12 protein-coding genes are annotated in these 14,225 nt (G+C 65.8%); 3 read left to right on the top strand and 9 right to left on the bottom strand.

Going from position 1 to position 14,225, the window contains the following annotated elements; genetic code table 11:
* Positions 1–40 precede the first annotated feature (40 nt).
* From M2339_RS10760 to M2339_RS10750, 3 genes are read right to left on the bottom strand one after another with little or no spacing between them, the layout of a single operon-like run.
* Complete coding sequence (locus tag M2339_RS10760) at positions 41–850, bottom strand: class I mannose-6-phosphate isomerase (RefSeq protein WP_264586630.1); 810 nt, start codon at positions 848–850, stop codon at positions 41–43.
* 3 nt (positions 851–853) lie between these two features.
* Positions 854–2,524, bottom strand: coding sequence for an amidohydrolase (locus tag M2339_RS10755; RefSeq protein WP_413714811.1), 1,671 nt, complete (start codon positions 2,522–2,524; stop codon positions 854–856).
* The gene (locus tag M2339_RS10750; RefSeq protein ID WP_264572130.1) at positions 2,521–3,390 is read right to left on the bottom strand and encodes an NAD(P)-dependent oxidoreductase; all 870 of its coding nucleotides are present in this window, start codon (positions 3,388–3,390) and stop codon (positions 2,521–2,523) included. Before M2339_RS10750 ends, M2339_RS10755 begins: the two co-directional genes overlap by 4 nt.
* Positions 3,391–3,447: 57 nt before the next feature.
* Between M2339_RS10750 and M2339_RS10745 the strand changes: the two genes are divergently transcribed.
* Positions 3,448–4,707 (top strand): threonine ammonia-lyase, encoded by a 1,260-nt coding sequence (locus tag M2339_RS10745; RefSeq protein ID WP_181558795.1) that lies wholly within the window; start codon positions 3,448–3,450, stop codon positions 4,705–4,707.
* A 35-nt stretch (positions 4,708–4,742) separates the two neighbouring features.
* Here the strand turns inward: M2339_RS10745 and M2339_RS10740 are convergent, their stop codons facing one another.
* From M2339_RS10740 to M2339_RS10730, 3 genes are all read right to left on the bottom strand, one after another.
* Entirely contained in the window at positions 4,743–5,138 is a 396-nt protein-coding gene (locus tag M2339_RS10740) for a response regulator (protein WP_264572131.1), read from the bottom strand.
* A complete protein-coding gene (locus tag M2339_RS10735; RefSeq protein WP_264606333.1) occupies positions 5,135–6,586 on the bottom strand; it encodes a sensor histidine kinase in 1,452 nt (483 codons plus the stop codon). The genes M2339_RS10740 and M2339_RS10735 overlap by 4 nt, the downstream gene beginning before the upstream one ends.
* A 152-nt stretch (positions 6,587–6,738) precedes the next feature.
* Positions 6,739–7,128 carry a nuclear transport factor 2 family protein gene (locus M2339_RS10730; RefSeq protein WP_264574524.1) on the bottom strand — a complete coding sequence of 130 codons (390 nt, stop codon included), beginning with the start codon at positions 7,126–7,128 and terminating at the stop codon, positions 6,739–6,741.
* 128 nt (positions 7,129–7,256) lie between these two features.
* On the opposite strand from M2339_RS10730, the gene M2339_RS10725 reads away from it, so the two are divergent.
* Positions 7,257–8,882: a GMC family oxidoreductase gene (locus tag M2339_RS10725; RefSeq protein WP_264586632.1), complete on the top strand. Its 1,626-nt coding sequence runs from the start codon at positions 7,257–7,259 to the stop codon at positions 8,880–8,882.
* Between the two features lie 64 nt (positions 8,883–8,946).
* Positions 8,947–10,248, top strand: a complete 1,302-nt coding sequence (locus M2339_RS10720) for an MFS transporter (protein ID WP_264586633.1) — start codon at positions 8,947–8,949, stop codon at positions 10,246–10,248.
* Here the strand turns inward: M2339_RS10720 and M2339_RS10715 are convergent.
* From M2339_RS10715 to otsB, 3 genes are read right to left on the bottom strand one after another with little or no spacing between them, the layout of a single operon-like run.
* The gene (locus M2339_RS10715; protein WP_264586634.1) at positions 10,227–11,687 is read right to left on the bottom strand and encodes an alpha,alpha-trehalose-phosphate synthase (UDP-forming); all 1,461 of its coding nucleotides are present in this window, start codon (positions 11,685–11,687) and stop codon (positions 10,227–10,229) included. The two genes, M2339_RS10720 and M2339_RS10715, sit on opposite strands and share 22 nt — an antisense overlap.
* Positions 11,684–13,480 carry a glycoside hydrolase family 15 protein gene (locus M2339_RS10710; protein WP_264586635.1) on the bottom strand — a complete coding sequence of 599 codons (1,797 nt, stop codon included), beginning with the start codon at positions 13,478–13,480 and terminating at the stop codon, positions 11,684–11,686. The genes M2339_RS10715 and M2339_RS10710 overlap by 4 nt, the downstream gene beginning before the upstream one ends.
* A complete protein-coding gene (gene otsB, locus M2339_RS10705; RefSeq protein ID WP_319801001.1) occupies positions 13,480–14,154 on the bottom strand; it encodes a trehalose-phosphatase in 675 nt (224 codons plus the stop codon). Before otsB ends, M2339_RS10710 begins: the two co-directional genes overlap by 1 nt.
* Positions 14,155–14,225: the final 71 nt, after the last annotated feature.

Here is a 14,225-nt window from a genome sequence, read left to right as displayed (position 1 = left end):
CGGGCCGGGCGCGCGCTCTCATTGACTAAGTCTGGCAGGCTCAGCTTTGCGCGATGAGGCCCCGGGCCGGTTCGGTCACGGTGAGCGTGGCGGAATCGGTCACCAGCCAGCACTCGCCCGCTGCCCAAGGCTGTCCGTCGATCATGCCCCGGCCGCTCAGCGGAACGAACCAGCACGGGCCATTGGCGCAGTCCAGGTCATGGCTGCCTTCATGCCAGCGCTCCAGCGCCAGCGTGAAGGGCGCCTCGTCGCGGCGGAGAAGCGTGTCCGCATCCACATCTGCGATGTTGACCGGCGCCCGCGTATAGGGCTCGGCGCGGCTCACGGCGACGCCATCATCCAGATGCAGCTCGCGCGGGCGGCCATAATCGTAGAGCCGATAGGTCACATCGACATTCTGCTGCACCTCGACCAGCGTGACGCCAGCACCGATGGCGTGGACAGTCCCGGCGGGGATGTAGAAGAAGTCGCCGGCCTTCACCGGCTTCCAGTCCATCAGATGCTCGATGCTCCCATCGAGCGAGGCGGCGCGCAGGGTCTCATCATCCAGCGGGCGGAGCGTCCCCATGCCAAGCGTCGCGCCGGGCTCGGCATCGAGGATGAGCCAGCACTCGCTCTTTCCGCCCGGTAGACCGCGCGCCTGGCCCTGTGCGTCATTAGGGTGAACCTGGACGGACAGGCGCTCGCTGGTGAAGATATATTTGACGAGCAGCGGCGGATGCTGGCCGTCCGGCCCATCGAACCAGACCTCGCCAATCTGCCGGCCCTGTCCATCCGGATAGGCCGCTGGCAGATCGGTGCGGCCCCAGGGCTTCTCGACATATTTGGTGGCAAGGCGAATGGCGTTCACGATTTAGCGATCCTTCAGAGCGACGCGCTTGCCGTCCATCCACAGTTCGAGGACCTGCGTCGCGGCAAGGTCGGTGGGGCTGGCCAGTTCGATGTCCCGGTCCAGAATGAGGAAATCGGCGCGCTGGCCGGGTGCGAGATTGCCGAAGCGCTCCTCTGCAAAAGCGGCATAAGCCGCGCCGCGGCCATAAGCGCGCAGCGCTTCCGCCAGTGTCAGGCGCTGCGAGGGCAGCCAGCCGCCGGCCGGCTCGTTGCGGGCATCGAGCCGCGTGGTGGCAGACTTGAGGCCGATGAAGGCATCCGCCGGCTCCACGGGGGCATCCGAGCCGAATGCCAGCGGCACCTTGTTGTCGAGCATCGTGCGCCAGGCATAAGCGCCGCCGAGCCGCTCCGGCCCGAGCCGCCGCGTCGCCATCGCCCAGTCGGAGGTGGCGTGCTGCGGCTGCATGGAGGCGATCGTGCCGCTGCGCGCGAAACGGGCGAGATCGGCCGGCTCGACGATCTGCGCATGTTCGATCCGCCAGCGCCGGTCGCCCTTATAGGTCTCGCTCAGTTCCTCGATGGCATCGAGAGTCTCGGCATTGGCCTGATCGCCAATGGCGTGAACGGCAAGCTGGAAGCCGTCCATCGCTGCCCGGCTCATCTGGTTGCGCAACTGGGCTGATGTCAGCAGCGCTAAGCCGCTCTCCTTGGGCGCATCGGCATAAGGCGCCTTGAGCCAGGCGCCGCGTGAGCCGAGCGCGCCATCCAGCACCAGCTTGACGCCGCCCAGCCGCAGCCGGTCGTTGTAGAGCCACGGCGTCGGCGCAGGCCCGGCGATCAGCGCGGCCTGCTCCATGCCGGCGGCATAGCCCAGAATGCGGATGCGTAGCGCCCCCCGGTCCCCGGCCCGGCGATAGGCCTGCCAATGCTCGATGCTGGTGCCCATGTCGGCCACGGTGGTGACACCGCGCGCCAGCAGCGCATCCTGCGCGGCGGACAGTGCCGCGTCATAATCCTTGGGCTGGGGTCGGGGGAGGGCGGGCGTCATCAGCGCCATCGCCTTGTCGACGAGGATGCCGCTGGGACGCCCTGCGACCATCTCGATCCGCCCGCCGACAGGCGCCTTGCTGGTCGGCGCGATCTTTGCGGCGGCCAGCGCGGCGGCATTGGCCCAGCCGGCATGACCATCGACGCGCTCCAGCCAGATCGGGCGCCCATCGCCCAGCCCATCGAGGTCGGCGGCAGTCGGGAAGCGGCCGAGGTTCCACTTCTCGTGATTCCAGCCAAAGCCGATGATCCACGGACGGCCGGGGTTGGCCGCAGCGAAGGCGGCGATCTTCTGCCGCGCCTCTTCGAGCGAATTGGTATCGCTCAGGTCCAGATTGAGGCGCGAGAAGCCGAGATCAATGACATGAACATGCGCGTCGATGATGCCTGGCATCAGCGTGCGGCCTTTGCCGTCAAAGCGGAAGCTCGGCCGATCGGGGCGTTTCTCGCCGCGCGCCAGCCGCTTTTCCACCCGGCCATCGTCGCTGATGACAAGGCCGGTGAAATGCACGAGATCCCCGGTCGCATCGACCGTGATGCCGTTCACATTATCGATCAGGCCCTGCGCGTCCGCGCGGGTCGCGCCCATGCCCAGTCCAAGCGCGAGCGCCGCCAGAACGGCGCTTGTCCTTCGTGCAAAACTCATGGCTTGCGCAGGCGCCTCACCAACGCGCTGGTATCCTGCCGTCCGCCGCCCATGGCGACGACCTCGGCATAATATTGATCGACCAGCGCCGTGACCGGCAATGTGGCGCCGAGCGTGCGCGCTTCATCAAGGGCCAGGCCCAGATCCTTGCGCATCCACTCCACTGCGAAGCCGAAATCGAAGCTGTCCTCGCTCATCGTCTTCCAGCGATTGTCCATCTGCCAGCTTTGCGCGGCGCCGCCACCAATCGCTTCCTGGACCTTGCCGAGGTCGAGCCCTGCTGCCTGCGCGAACCGCAGCGCTTCGGAGAGGCCCTCCAGCACGCCGGCGATGCAGATCTGGTTGACCATCTTGGTGGTCTGGCCCGCGCCGGCCTCGCCACAATGCACGATGCGGGCGGCATAGCTTTGCATGACCAGCCGCGCTGTCTCGACCGCCGCCTGGGTGCCGCCGCACATCACCGACAGCGTGCCGCCCTGCGCGCCGGACTGTCCGCCGGAAACCGGCGCATCGACGAAATGAAGCCCCCGGCTCTCCGCCTCGTCTGCGAGCTGCCGCGCGATTTTGGCGGAGACGGTGGTGTGATCGATGAACAGCACGCCGGGTCGCATCGTGCGGAACGCGCCGTCGCGCCCGATGGTCACCGCTTCGAGGTCGGCATCATTGCCGACGCAGCTGATGACGACCTCGGCCTCCGCCGCGGCTTGCGCGGGGCTGACTGCCGCCTCGCCGCCATGCTGCTCGACCCAGGCCTGGGTCTTGCCCATCGACCGATTGAACACCGAGAGGTCGTGCCCGGCGGCGGCGAGATGCCCCGCCATTGGTCCGCCCATCACTCCCAGCCCGATAAACGCGATTTTTGCCATAAGCAGGGCATAGTGGCAGTTTGCAGGATGCGCCAGATGGGAGTAGGGGGCGGCGCCATGAACAGGATCGAACCGCTTGAGCCCCTGACGGCCAGTGCCGATGCGCTGCCCGTCTCCGTCGCCGATGTCCGCGCGGCGGCGGCGCGAATTTCGGGCTCGATCTTGCGCACGCCCACGGTGGTGAGCAAGACGCTCTCGCAGATGACCGGCGCGACCGTGTATCTCAAGTTCGAGAACCACCAGTTCACCGCCGCCTACAAGGAGCGCGGCGCGCTCAATCGCCTGTTGCTGCTGGACGATGCGTCGCGGTCCAAGGGTGTCATCGCGGCGTCGGCCGGCAACCACGCACAGGGCCTTGCCTATCACGGCGCCAAGCTCGGCGTACCCGTTACCATCGTCATGCCCATGACGACGCCGCTGGTGAAGGTGATGCAGACCGAGGGTCACGGCGCGACCGTGGTGCTGGAAGGCGAGAAATTCGAGGACGCTTATAATCACGCGCGCAAGCTGGAAGCCGAGCGCGGGCTGACCTTCGTCCACCCGTTCGACGAGCCGGACATCATCGCCGGGCAAGGCACGGTGGCGCTGGAGATGCTGGAGGACGCGCCGGAGATCGACACGCTGGTCATCCCCATCGGCGGCGGCGGGCTCTTCTCGGGCATGGGCACCGCTGCGCGCGGCATCCGCCCGGATATCGAGCTGATCGGCGTTCAGGCCGAACTCTACCCCTCGATGTACGATGTGGTGAAGAGCGCCAACCTGCCCTGCGATGGCGATACGCTGGCCGAGGGCATTGCGGTCAAGGAGCCGGGGCAGCTCACGCGCCGCTTCGTCACCGCGCTCGCCAATGATGTCGTGCTCGTGACCGAGCGCGCGCTGGAACAGGCGGTGAGCCTGCTGCTCCAGATCGAGAAGACCGTGGTCGAGGGCGCTGGCGCCGCCGGTCTTGCGGCGTTGATCGAGCACAAGCCGCTGTTCGCCGGCAAGACGGTGGGCCTGGTGCTGTGCGGCGGCAACATCGATACGCGCCTGCTCGCCAATGTGCTCCTGCGCGATCTGGCCCGTTCAGGCCGCTTGGCGCGCCTGCGCATCATCATGCAGGATCGTCCCGGCGCGCTGTTCCATGTCGCTCGCATCTTTGATCAGGAGGCGGTGAACATCCTGGAGCTCTCCCACCAGCGGATTTTCACCAATCTGCCCGCCAAGGGCCTGACTCTGGATGTGGAGTGCGAGACGCGCGACGAAGCCCATCTCCAGCGGTTGATGCAGGCGCTGGCTGTGGCGGGCTACGATACAACGCCGGTCGAGCTGGCCTGAAAACGCCGCCGCGCCGGTGACGCGGCTTTGACCGGTCAGGTCAGCGGCGTGTCGGGTTCCGGCTGGCTGGCATTTCTGAATGCCAGCGCCGTCTGGAGCGCGTCATCCAACGCGGCCACGCTATAGGGCTTGGTCAGCGTGGTGACGTGCGCGAACGCCTCGGGGTGCAGCGCGCCGCCATAGCCGGTCACGAAGATGCACGGCGTGCCCTTGTCTCGCAGCATTTGCGCCAGCGGATAGCTTTGCTGGCCATGGATGTTCACATCCAGAATGGCGAGGTCCAGGGCCTGTCGGCCGATCAGCTCTGCCGCACTGTCGAAACTGTGCGCCAGAACGGGGTTCGCGCCGCGATCCAGCAGCTTGTCTTCCAGAACGAGCGCGATAATCGGCTCGTCCTCAACGATCAGGATGGTCAGGTCGTCCAGTCTCATGAAACAATCGATGCGTTGGTGAGCTTTGCCTTGATGGTGCACAGCAGGCCTGTCGGCCGAAAGTCTATGACGACGCCGCTGGCCCGTTCCGTCGAGAAACCGTGCTCGATAAGGCGCGACCCGAAACCCCGACTTGCGGGTTGCTGGACGGGCGGGCCACCGCGTTCTTCCCAACGCAGGTCGATCAATCGGTAATCCTCTTGTTCGTCCTCGATCGTCCAGCTCAGGTCTATGTGACCTTCAGGCACGGACAAAGCGCCATATTTCACAGCATTGGTGCAGAGTTCGTGAATGATCATCGAGAGAGACACCGCCGTCTGCGGCGCGATGGTGAAATCCCGGCCATCGAGATGCACCCGTGCCAGATCCTCGCCGATGGAGGCTTCGGCCGCACTGCGCACCGTCTCGATGAAGCCGGCGGTTTTCCAGTTGCTGGTCGTCAGCAGATTATGGGCCGCCGCCAGCGCCGCTAGCCGCGCATTGAAGGTCTGACGCGGAACCTCGGACCCGGGCATCTGGCGGAAGGACTGCATCGCGAGGCCCTGGACGATCGCCAGCGTGTTCTTCACGCGGTGATTGAGCTCGTTCATCAGCAGCGCTTGTCGTTCTTCCGATTCCACCTGGTCGGTCACGTCATGGCCCTGGACGAACACCCCGGAAACAGTCCCGCCTTCGCCCACGGTGGGTTGATAGACGAAGTCGAGATAGCGCTCCTGCACCTCGGTTCCCTCGTCATTCTGCAGCAGCACCTTGAGGCGACGCCCGATGAAGGGTTTGCCCGAGCGATTGACCTGGTCGAGCAGGTTCAGGAAGCGCTGTCCGCTCACTTCCGGCAGGGCGTCCTTCACCCGCTTGCCCAGCAGATCCCGGCCCCCGACCAGCTTGTGATACGCGGCGTTCGCCATGCGGAACTCATGATCCGGCCCGTGCAGAATGGCCACGAAGCCCGGCGCCTGCTCGAACAGGGATTTGAACTGCCCGGCCTCTTCCGCAAGGTCCAGATTGCGCGCCTGCACGGCATTGGCGCGCTGGATCAGGCCCATTTCATCGCGCATGGCCCGCAGCGTCTGCAGTTCGGTCACGTCGACCGTGTGTTGCAGGATGTAGGCGACCTTGCGTGCCTCGTCCGCAAAGGGGGTGTGGGTCGCACTCCAGTAACGCACGTCCATGCCGCCGTCGGGCGTGGGAATGTCGTAGCGGATGAGCGCGATCTCGTCTTGCTTGCCGGAGGCGAAAACCCGCCGGAACGAGGCTTCCAGCTGCCGGTGACTCTCCGAGTCCGGGTCGCTCGGAAAGGCATCGAACATGTTCTGGCCCAGCAGCTTGTCGCGGGTGCGCATGGTCACCTGCAGATAGGCGTCGTTCATCCAAACGATCCGCAGATCGCTATCGAGCAACACATAGGGATTGGGAGAACGCGCCAGCAGGGCCTGAAAATCGATCGTCACGGAGCCCTCGGAAAAGACGGACGGCGGTAGAATCCAGCCCGACAATGCACGATCTTGCGCGTCGGTTGCACAGAGTCAATTTCATTCCACCGGCGCCGCCCAAAGCCCGACGATTTTTGGTCGCATCTGCACGGGCGGCGAAGGCCCGCTGCTCAGAACATCCCGTTCGCGTTCGGCCCGCCGAGCTTCACGTCCTGCGCGACATCCCAATGCTCCACAATGAGGCCGTTCTCGATCCGGAAGATGTCAACCACCGCCCAGCCGCTATCGTCCGGCCAGCGGCGGACGTGATAGTGGACAATGACATGATCGCCATCGGCGAACATGCGCTTCACATCATGGACGCCCTGGGGGTGCACGGACCTGATATGGTCGAGAAACGCCTTGAATGGCGCGCGCCCCGTTTCGACCGAGGGGTTGTGCTGGATGTAGTCGGGCGCGATGAACCGGTCCACGGCGCCCGAATCCATGGGGTTGAGCACCTCGTCGAAAAGGCCGCGCACCAGCGCCAGATTGGCTTCCTCATCGGCGGTATATCGCATCTCATCGCTCTCCATCGCGGCAGGCGTGCGTTATCGCACTTGTGCTCGTGCATATGCACCGTAAGACCAGCAGGGCAAAGGCCGCAACGGTCTGGCAGAGACAGCGTGGAGGGGAGGGCGACCGACCGATGGATGAGGCGGACTTCGTCATCGTGGGCGCGGGCAGTGCGGGCTGCGTGCTGGCCAATCGCCTGAGCGCGCAGGCCGGAACCTCCGTCACGCTGCTCGAAGCCGGCGGTGAGTGCCGTCATCCGATCATAGACATGCCGCTCACCTGGATGCAGGCCGCCGCGACCGAGCGCTTCATCTGGGGCAATGAGAGCGAGCCCGACCCGCATATGGGCCATGGCACCCAGCCCATTCCGCGCGGCAAGGCGCTGGGCGGCAGCTCCTCGATCAACGGCACCATGTATATTCGCGGTCATGCGGCGGACTATGATCGCTGGCGCGATATGGGGCTCCCCGGCTGGGGCTTTGACGACGTGCTGCCCTATTTCCGCCGCTCGGAGACCAATTGGCGCGGCGCGGGAGCCGACCATGGCGGGACGGGCGAACTGCACGTCACGGCGATGAAGCCGGACCCGGTGCTGTTCCCGGCGTTCATGCGCACCGCGCGCAATCTGGGCTATGACGAGGAACCGGATTTCAACGTGCCGCGCCCGGAGGGGTTCGGCATTCCTGACTGCACGATCCGCGCGGGGCGGCGACACAGCACAGTGCGGGCGTTCATCGACCCGGTGCGGGGTCGCCCCAATTTGCGGATCGAGACCCATGCGCTCGCCTCGCGCGTCATCATGGAGCATGGCCGGGCGGTCGGGGTGGAGTATCGCAAGGGGGGCACGGTGCGGCAGGTGCGGGCGCGCCGCGAGGTGATCCTGTGCGGCGGCGCGATCAACTCGCCGCAACTGCTCATGCTCTCCGGCATCGGCCCGGCGGCGCATCTGGCTGACATGGGCGTGCCGGTGCTGCGCGATCTGCCGGGCGTGGGCGCCAATCTGCAGGATCATCCGATCGCGCTCAGCTTCTGGCAAGCCGCCGCGCCGGTGACCTTTGACGATCAGTTGCGGCTCGACCGGATCGCCCTGCACGCGGCGCGCTGGGCCCTGTTCGGCACCGGCAACATGGCGCAGAGTCCGATGTCGATTCAGGGCTTCCTGCGCTCTGGGCCGTTGCAGGATCGGCCGGATCTTCAGTTTCAGATCGTCCACGCAAGCTACGCTGCGCGGCCGTGGTTCCCCGGCTGGCGAAAAGGCGCGGGGCACCAGTTCTCGGCCGGCACGCTGCTGCTTAACCCCGAGAGCCGGGGGAGCATCGCGCTGCGCTCCGCCGATCCAGAGGCGCTGCCGAAAATCCATCTCAACTTCCTGAGCGAACAGGGCGATCTTAATCGACTCTTATGGTCGATGCACTTCATGCGCCGCTTTTTCGCCACCGCGCCGGCGCGGGATCTGGTCGCAGCGGAAGTCGCGCCCGGCCCCGATGCGGCGGATGATGCCGCGCTGGAAGGCTGGTTGCGGGCGACGGCGCGGAGCGGGGGCCATCCCGCCTGCACCTGCGCCATGGGCACCGACGATGCTGCCGTGCTGGATGCGCAGTTGCGGGTGCGCGGAGTCGAGAGCCTGCGCGTGGTGGATGCCTCCTCCATGCCGGCGCTGATTCGGGGCAATACCAACGCCCCCGTAATCATGATCGCGGAAAAGGCGGCTGACCTCATTCTGGGCAAGACGGCCCCGGCCGAGCCAGCCCAGCGATGATGGACGAGCAAGAACGGCCAGACCGGATGAACCGGCGGCGACAGGGTGAGAGGATGGGATCGAGATGAGCCAGAGCAACGCAATTCTGTCGGCCGATGCACGAGCGGATCCGCCGGCGCCTGCCAAGGCGGCCAGCGGATTCCAAATCTACATCGTCGGCCTGCTGAGCTTCATCATCATGGTCATCGATGGCTATGACATCGGGTCGATGCCCGTCATCGTGCCGCATCTGGCGCAGCTTTGGGGGGAGTCACCGGCCCTGTTCGCACCGGCCTTGTCTGCCGTGGTTATCGGCCTTGGTCTCGGCGCCTTCTTTCTCGGCCCACTGGGCGACAAGGTGGGGCGCCGGACGACGACCGTTGTGGCGCTGGGCGTTATCAGCTTCGCGACACTCGGCACGTCATGGTCCCAGACGGTTAGTCAGCTCTTTTGGTGGCGCTTGCTCACGGGCACGGCGCTGGGCGCCTGCCTGCCCAACGTGCTGGCGATCCTCGCGGAGGTGATGCCGGCCAAGCGGCGGGCGAGCGCGATGACCATTGTCGGGTGCGGCATTCCGGTCGGGGCAGCCGGCGCTGGTATCGTGGTGCCGTGGCTCACGACCGGGCGCGGGTGGGAAGCGGCGTTCACCGTCCCGGCGACCTTCATGTTCGTGATCACGATTCTTCTCGCGCTGTTTCTCACGCGCCTGCCGGCGGCTCCCGTAGCGGCCAAACCGGCGCGTGAGCGGGCATGGCACTGGACGGACATTCCCATATTGGCGCCGCTAGGGCGCGGCTATCTGCTTCGCACCACGCTGTTTTCCGCGCTGTTCTGCTTCAACGCCTTGTCCATGTACATGCTGGCGAGCTGGCTGCCGACGGTCCTGCGCGGGGTCGGCTTCAGCTTCGAGACGTCGGCCCATATGGCTTCCATCGTCCAGATCGGCGGACTGGTCGGCGGCCTCATTCTGGCTACGCAGATCGACCGTCACCGCACGATTCCGGCGCTGCTGGCAGGCTATGCGCTGGTGTCGCTCGGCTTGGTGGCGCTGGCGGTGCTGGCGCCGGCATTCACCACCTGGGGCCTGCTCATGCTGATTATCGGCATGGGCGTCGGCGGCGCCCATATCGCCCTGACGGCCGTGGCCGCGAGCATCTACCCGATCACGATGCTGTCGGCCGCCATCGGTCTGGCAGTTGCTGTCGCGCGCGCGGGTGCCATGGCGGGCCCGCTCGTGGGCGGGGCGCTGATCGCTGCCAACATGTCCGCCGGCATGTTCTTTCTGGCGCTGCTGGTGCCGGTCGGCTGCTGCATCCTATGCGTGCTCGCCTTCTCCAAGGCGCGGATCGCGACCGCGCCCTCCGCTCAGGAGGAGGCTGCAGCCTGAGCGGCCTCTTTCGTATCTGTGCCTTCTGAACTCTCCGAGACCTCGGCAGCGCTCTCTCGCGGCGGGTGTTCGCTCGTCAGCAGATCAAGGAAGCGCTTGAGCCACCAGCGAATGTCCTGCGTTTCCACGCTGTCCATCATAGCTCGCCAGCGCGTCTTGCGCTCTTCGAGCGGCATGAGCAGCGCCTGATGCAGCGCGTCGGCCAGTTCTTCCGGGCTGAACGGGTTGACCAGCAGGGCGTCCTGCAATTGCTCGGCGGCGCCGGCATAACGGGAGAGGATGAGGACGCCGGGATTTTCCGGGTCTTGCGCCGCGACATATTCCTTCGCGACAAGGTTCATCCCATCCCGCAAGGGCGTCACCAGCGCAGCGCGCGCGGAGCGGTACATACCGGAGAGGGCAAGCCGGTCATAGCCACGGTTCACATAGCGCAACGGCACCCAATGGGCGGTGGCGAACTCGCCGTTGATATGGCCCGAGAGCGCGTCGAGTTCGCGGCGGATGTCCTGATAGCTGGCGACCTGCTCGCGCGATGGCGGCGCGATCTGGAGGAAGGTGACCTTTTCCTGAAACTCGGGATGGTCCTGCAGCAAGCGGCTGTACCCGTGAAAACGCTGCTCCATGCCCTTGGAATAGTCCAGCCGGTCGACCCCCATGATGAGGTCACGGCCTTCGAGACTGCGCAGGATGCTTTCGCGCGCTTCATCGGCTTCCGGGGTGGTCGCGCTTTTGGCGAAGTCCCCCGCATCGATGCCGATCGGGCAGGCGACGACCCGCACGGTCCGGTCGCCGATGCGGATCACACCGTCCGATATTTCCGCCTCGGGGAACTGGTCGTGGACATAATAGAGGAAGGAATCGAGCCAGGCCTGGCACTGGAAGCCCAGCAGATCATAGGCGAACAGCGCATTCACCAGCTTGGCGTGGCTCGGCAGGGAGGTCAGCAGGCGCGCAACGGGCCAGGGCGTGTGGAGGAAGAAGCCGGTGCGGTTCGTAACGTCGCGTTTGCGCAGTTCCGCGCCGAGCGGGATGAGGTGGTAATCATGAACCCAGATCAGGTCTTCGGGCGTGATTAGCGGCAGTAGGGTGTCGGCGAAGCGCTCGTTCACCCGCGCATAACCGCCCGCGAAGTTGCGCTCGAATTCTGCGAGGTCGGTCCGGTCGTGAAAGAGCGGCCAGAGCGTGCGATTGGCAAAGCCGTTATAATATTCGTCGATATCCTGGGGTTCGAGGTCGACGGTGGCAGTAGTGACGCCATCACTCTTGCTGAAATTCACATGACCGGTGAACGTCTCGGTTTCATTGCCCGACCAGCCGAACCAGATGCCGTTTGTCTCGCGCAGCGCCGATGACAGCGCGACCGCAAGGCCGCCCTGATTGGCTTGTCCTTCCCCGGTCGGCGGGCTGACGCGGTTCGACACGATGACGAGGCGAGTCATCTGATGGTACTCCACGGCTTGCTGAGCAGAACGGCGCAGTTGATTAATCCAACCAACGAATAGGTTTGGGGATAGTTGCCCCACAGTTCGCCCGTGGCGGGGTCGATATCCTCCGAGAGCAGGCCGGCGGCGGTGCGGCGGCTGAGCATTTCCTCGAACAACACCCGCGCCTCGTCGACCCGTCCGGTGGCGTGCAACGCCTCGATCAGCCAGAAGGTGCAGACGTTGAAGGCGGTCGAGGGCAGGCCGAAATCGTCCTCGGTGGCATAACGGAGCATGTGGCTGCCGCGCCGCAGCCCCTGCTCGACGGCCTCGAGCGTGGTCTTGAATCGCGGATCGCCGGGCGAGAGAAAGCGCAGGTCCAGCAACTGGATGATGCTGGCATCCAGATCGTCGCCCCCGAATGTCGCGGACATGCGGCCTGTGTCTTCCCGCCAGGCCGCATCGATAATGGTCTGGCGCATGCTATCGGCGCGCCCCTGCCAGAAAGCAGCCCGCTCCGGCAGATCGAGCGCGGCGGCGGCATTGGCCAGTCGGTCGCACGCCGCCCAGCACATGGCGGCGGAGTAGGTGTGGACATGGCTGCGGGTGCGCAGCTCCCACAGGCCGGCATCGGGCTTGTCATAGACGTCCCACGCGCGCTCGCCCACGGCCTCAAGCGCATGGAAATCGTCGGTGCCGCCCATGCGCAGCAGCCGCCGATCAAAGAAGCTCTGGGTGCTGGAGAGGACGATCTGGCCATAGGCATCGTGCTGGATCTGCTCGGCCGCCTGGTTGCCGACGCGCACCGGCCCCATGCCGCGATAGCCGGCCAGCCCCGGCGCGATCCATTCGGTCAGCGTGGCTTCGCCACCCACCCCATAAAGCGGCTGGATATGGCCACCGCGCGCATTGTCGACGAGGTTGCGCAGATATTCGAGATAGCTCTCCAGAACATCGAGCGCCCCGAGCCGGTTGAGCGCCTGCACCGTGTAATAAGCGTCGCGAATCCAGCAGTAGCGATAATCCCAGTTGCGCCCGCTATCGGCATGTTCGGGCAGCGATGTGGTCAGCGCCGCGACAATCGCGCCGGTTTCCTCATGTTGGCACAGCTTGAGCGTGATCGCGGCACGAATGACCGCTTTCTGCCACTCCACGGGCGTGGCGAGACCCCGCACCCAGCCCTGCCATTCCCGGATCGTCCGATCGAGCATGGTGTCCAGCGTGATGCGCAGGTCGTCGGCAAAGCTCTCGTCTGGCCCCAAGAAGAAGTGCAGCGGCCGCTCGACGCGGAACAGCCGCTCGTCCTCGATCCAGCCGACCGGCGCGGTGGTCGTCAGGCGCAGGGTCATGTCCGAGAGCATGTAGCGGATGTGATTGGTGCCGCGCGTGCGGTGTGGATCGCGCGCGCCCCAGTCGCGCGCCGGGCGCAGGCGGATTCGGATGCGTGGGCTGCCCGCCACCGGCTTGACGATGCGGGCATAAGCGACCGGACGGAACATGCGCCCGCTCCGGTGGAAACGCGGGCAGAAGTCGATGACCTCAATGGCATTGCCATGCTTGTCTTCATGCCGCGTCACCAGCACCGGCGTGTTGCGCACATAATGTTGCGTCGTCTCCACGCAGTCTTCCAGGTCGATTTCCCAGAAGCCGCGCGCGCCCTCAGCGGCGCGCGGGGCCGGGTCGAGCAGGGAGGAGAAGGCCGGGTCGCCATCCACCCGGGGCACGCAGCCCCAGACGAAGCGGCCAGCCCGATCGATCAGGGCGGAGACCTGGCAATTGCCGATGGGCCAGAGGTCGAGTGTTGCAGTCATCAGAGCAGGTCCTCCAGCCAGGCATGTACGGCGCGCGGATTGGCAAGCTTGTATTGGGCTGCGGTCGGCCGCCGATCGCCCACGATCACCCCGATGCCGCCAAGCGCCTGCGCGGCGAGAAACGCGGCCTCGTCTGTCTCGTCATCGCCAAGGAACCAAGGCGAGGTGCCTGCCATGGGCGCGCGGCTCATCAGGGTACGCACGGCCTTGCCCTTGTCGCCGCCGGGCATCCGCAGTTCCGTCATCATCTTGCCGGGCTGGTAATGGAGACCGAGGTCTTCAGCGAGGCGGGTGGCAAGGGCGGTGGCTTCCGCCTCGATCTGCGGCGCCATGCGGAAATGCAGCGCGACGCCATAGCTCTTGTCCTCGACGATCACGCCCTCATGCCGGCCGGCGAAGGCGCGAAAGTCCGCGGCGGCTTCGTCCAGTCCCTTGGGCCGCACCGGATGCGCCGCGACGCCGCGCCAGCGATGCTCGCTGCCATGGCTGCCGGAAACCGCCAGATCCTGCGCGATAGGGCCGAGAATGGCGTCGATCTGCGCGATGGAGCGCCCACTCACGACGGCCAGACGCCCGTCGAGCCGCGTCGACAGCCGGGTGAGCAGGCTACGCAGACGCTCGTCTGCGATTACCTCTTCAGGACGGTCGATCAGCTCGAAGAGCGTGCCGTCCAAATCCAGAAACAGGCTGAGATGGTCGAGGGTGTCGATTGAGGGCGCTGGAAGATCGAATGCGGACGGATGCG

The organism is Sphingobium sp. B2D3C, from assembly GCF_025961835.1.
Lineage (GTDB): Bacteria > Pseudomonadota > Alphaproteobacteria > Sphingomonadales > Sphingomonadaceae > Sphingobium.
This window is presented reverse-complemented; position numbering and strand designations above follow the sequence as displayed.

Excerpts from the sequence above, each read along its gene's own strand:
- M2339_RS10745 (WP_181558795.1), top strand. The coding sequence starts at position 3,448 with ATGAACAGGATCGAACCGCTTGAGCCCCTGACGGCCAGTGCCGATGCG.
- M2339_RS10740 (WP_264572131.1), bottom strand. The coding sequence starts at position 5,138 with ATGAGACTGGACGACCTGACCATCCTGATCGTTGAGGACGAGCCGATT.
- M2339_RS10710 (WP_264586635.1), bottom strand. The coding sequence starts at position 13,480 with ATGACTGCAACACTCGACCTCTGGCCCATCGGCAATTGCCAGGTCTCC.
- M2339_RS10720 (WP_264586633.1), top strand. The coding sequence starts at position 8,947 with ATGAGCCAGAGCAACGCAATTCTGTCGGCCGATGCACGAGCGGATCCG.
- M2339_RS10725 (WP_264586632.1), top strand. The coding sequence starts at position 7,257 with ATGGATGAGGCGGACTTCGTCATCGTGGGCGCGGGCAGTGCGGGCTGC.
- M2339_RS10715 (WP_264586634.1), bottom strand. The coding sequence starts at position 11,687 with ATGACTCGCCTCGTCATCGTGTCGAACCGCGTCAGCCCGCCGACCGGG.
- M2339_RS10750 (WP_264572130.1), bottom strand. The coding sequence starts at position 3,390 with ATGGCAAAAATCGCGTTTATCGGGCTGGGAGTGATGGGCGGACCAATG.
- M2339_RS10755 (WP_413714811.1), bottom strand. The coding sequence starts at position 2,524 with ATGAGTTTTGCACGAAGGACAAGCGCCGTTCTGGCGGCGCTCGCGCTT.
- M2339_RS10730 (WP_264574524.1), bottom strand. The coding sequence starts at position 7,128 with ATGCGATATACCGCCGATGAGGAAGCCAATCTGGCGCTGGTGCGCGGC.